The following is a 2,459-nucleotide window of genomic DNA, read 5'->3' as shown; positions in this document are numbered from 1 at the left end:
GCTTTACGAGGCGCCATATCTCTTCTCCTATATTGAGACGCAATTCACCCATTTCGTGAATCACGCATGACTTAAAAGTTGTTAGGAAAGGGTGGAGGTGCTCGTAGATATGCGGGGAACAAAACACCCCCATAAGGTTAAGCAGCTTTTGTTGAGAGTTGTTGTATCTCTCGTTCTATCTCTGCTAAAAAGGCTTCGACCGCTTGATTGATCTGTTCAATTTGTTGATCATCACGGAGAACACGCTTGACTTTCATGCGTAAGTGAAAGAACTTCCCCGTAAAACGTGGGTCATAGCTTACAAAATCACACCACTTTCGTCCTGTACAAGCCATTTGGAATTGCATTTGTGCGTGATATTCTGGTTTGATTTCGTCACTTATACAAAAGCGCATATGTGTTACTGATCTCGGGCACTTGACTTCGATTAAACCGTCTTCTCCAATGAGACCATCGGGGCTAGCCCCCGCCATTTCTGTTGTGGGGTGTTGGATAAAGCCGCACTTTGTTATATTGGCATCATAAATGAAGCCATATTCTCTCAAGGCATCTTCTTCATGTTCGATACCCCATCTCATATCTTCAGTTTCATAATAGGGGCTTGTTTCTCTTGTTAAACGTTCTGTTATGAGTTTGATTTTGTAGTCTTCATATTTGCTCGTAGGCAATCCTTTTGCTGTCTTACTGAGTACGCTGTAAATGTTTGATGCGGTGACTTTACCCAAGCGTGCTTGAAACCATTCTGCTGTTCTTTGTTCCATCTCACACCGCCGTTCTTTGTTCTTGTGGTGCATATTCTATATCTTGAACGTGAATATATTCGGCATCTTGTATAGGCGCCTCTATTTGCTTTTGTTGTGGGAGAGATTGTTCTGCTTGAACCTTTTGTCTATCTTTCAAAATATCAAAAATTATTTTTGCTTTTTCATCAGGAATATCTTCAAGGCTCTCGACTTTTGCATAATCAAGTATCCTTTCTTCATTCGTTCCTGTTTCTTTAATTAATTCTTGGATTTGCATAAGCATGTCATGAGAAATAAGTTGTCCTTGTGTGGTATTATTAATACGAGCCGCTTCATCTTCTTCATAGATACCGGAAAGCCCGAAAGCGTAACGAGCACATTGTATGGTGGCTTTATGACGTAACATACGGGCTGGGTATTTTTGCCAAGTGTCACTTTTTTGTTTGCATTCGTTTAAATATTCGGTGACTTCAATAGGGTCTTTAATGCCTTTGAGACGAATAGCACATTTGATAGCAATGAGATTCCCGTCTTTATCGAGTTGATCTTGAAAGGTCATGCCATCGAATTGAGGATTAGACTTAATGATCTTAATCCATCCGTCGATAGAAACAACGGGTATGATGCCGCCGCCTCTTTTAGGGAGTGCATAGATTTCTTTTGTTAAAGGGTTAAGACCATAAGTATTGGCAACAGAGATAAAAGCAGCGAATTCTTCATCAGAGAAGTTATGATTGATACATGTTTTGATAATTGTCTTTCGAAATTGATCATGAGAAAACCCATATTTGCTAGCCATGGTTGTTAAAGAAGAATTTGTCATGTTGGTTTCCTTGATTTGCGCGCAATTCTCCCGTGGCGTGAATCACGCTTGTGTTAAAAGTTGTTTGTGTGGTTAGAAAGGCTTATATGGCTATTACGGTATTACCAGAAATCTCGGCAAAACCGCAAACTTTAGCTTTTCCATAAACTTTGGCGTTACCAGAAACCCAACAATCACCCTCATGGGATAGATTGCTTTCGTGTTCAATAAAACCACCTAAGTCGTTTTTCTTGATGTGTCTAAAGTCTCTTAATGCTTTAATTCGGTGAAGAGTTTTTCCATCACACTCAATTGTTTCATCAGTAAGTTCATATTTCTTTTCCATGATTTGTTGCCTTTAATGCATGCTTTGTTTTTTAATTTCTTGAGACAGCACCCCCATGCCTTTTGTTGTGATTTTTGCTGAAGGAATGACTTTTTCTGCCTTTTTTGTTGTTTGAATGATGTGGGTTGAGCAATCCATTAGTCCTTTTTGGATTTTATCTTGATAAGGAAGCAAAGGAGCGCCATCAGTAATTCGATATACCCATCTTTTTTCTTGTAAGAAGAGAATGAACTTTTTGGGTTGCATTTCAAGAATTTTAGCAGCTGTAATAAGACCGAAGAGCCCATCAGAGCGTTGCAAGCTTTCCAGAGCCATTGCTTTTGGTTTTAAATCTTCAATGATGGTATCTTTTTGATTTATTTGTCCTTGTAGGTAATTCAAAAAGCCAATCATCGCTTGTGGACTTGAGTAATCGATTTGTGGTGTAACAACTTGCTTTGCACGCCGTTCGCATTCGATAAAGTATTCTCTTGCTTGCTTTCCTTTTTTATTACGCTCGACCATGGCAAGCTCTTTCGCCATGTCTAAGGTAAGATAGTATTCTACTGCTATGGCATTGTTCGCTTCC

4 protein-coding genes are annotated in these 2,459 nt (G+C 39.4%); all 4 read right to left on the bottom strand.

The genetic code is table 11. The features are described 5' to 3' along the window. Positions 1-137: 137 nt before the first annotated feature. Positions 138-761: a lambda exonuclease family protein gene (locus ABID23_RS07710; protein ID WP_354190890.1), complete on the bottom strand. Its 624-nt coding sequence runs from the start codon at positions 759-761 to the stop codon at positions 138-140. Between the two features lies 1 nt (position 762). After that, complete coding sequence (locus ABID23_RS07705) at positions 763-1,566, bottom strand: recombinase RecT (RefSeq protein WP_354190888.1); 804 nt, start codon at positions 1,564-1,566, stop codon at positions 763-765. 82 nt (positions 1,567-1,648) lie between these two features. Continuing rightward, positions 1,649-1,891: a hypothetical protein gene (locus ABID23_RS07700; protein ID WP_354190886.1), complete on the bottom strand. Its 243-nt coding sequence runs from the start codon at positions 1,889-1,891 to the stop codon at positions 1,649-1,651. Positions 1,892-1,903: 12 nt separating this feature from the next. Then, positions 1,904-2,459, bottom strand: a 556-nt coding sequence (locus ABID23_RS07695) for a phage antirepressor KilAC domain-containing protein (RefSeq protein ID WP_354190884.1), incomplete at its 5' end; no start/stop codon positions are given.

Origin of the sequence: Bartonella silvatica, from assembly GCF_040545155.1 — a bacterium.
In the GTDB taxonomy this organism is placed as follows: domain Bacteria; phylum Pseudomonadota; class Alphaproteobacteria; order Rhizobiales; family Rhizobiaceae; genus Bartonella; species Bartonella silvatica.
This window is presented reverse-complemented; position numbering and strand designations above follow the sequence as displayed.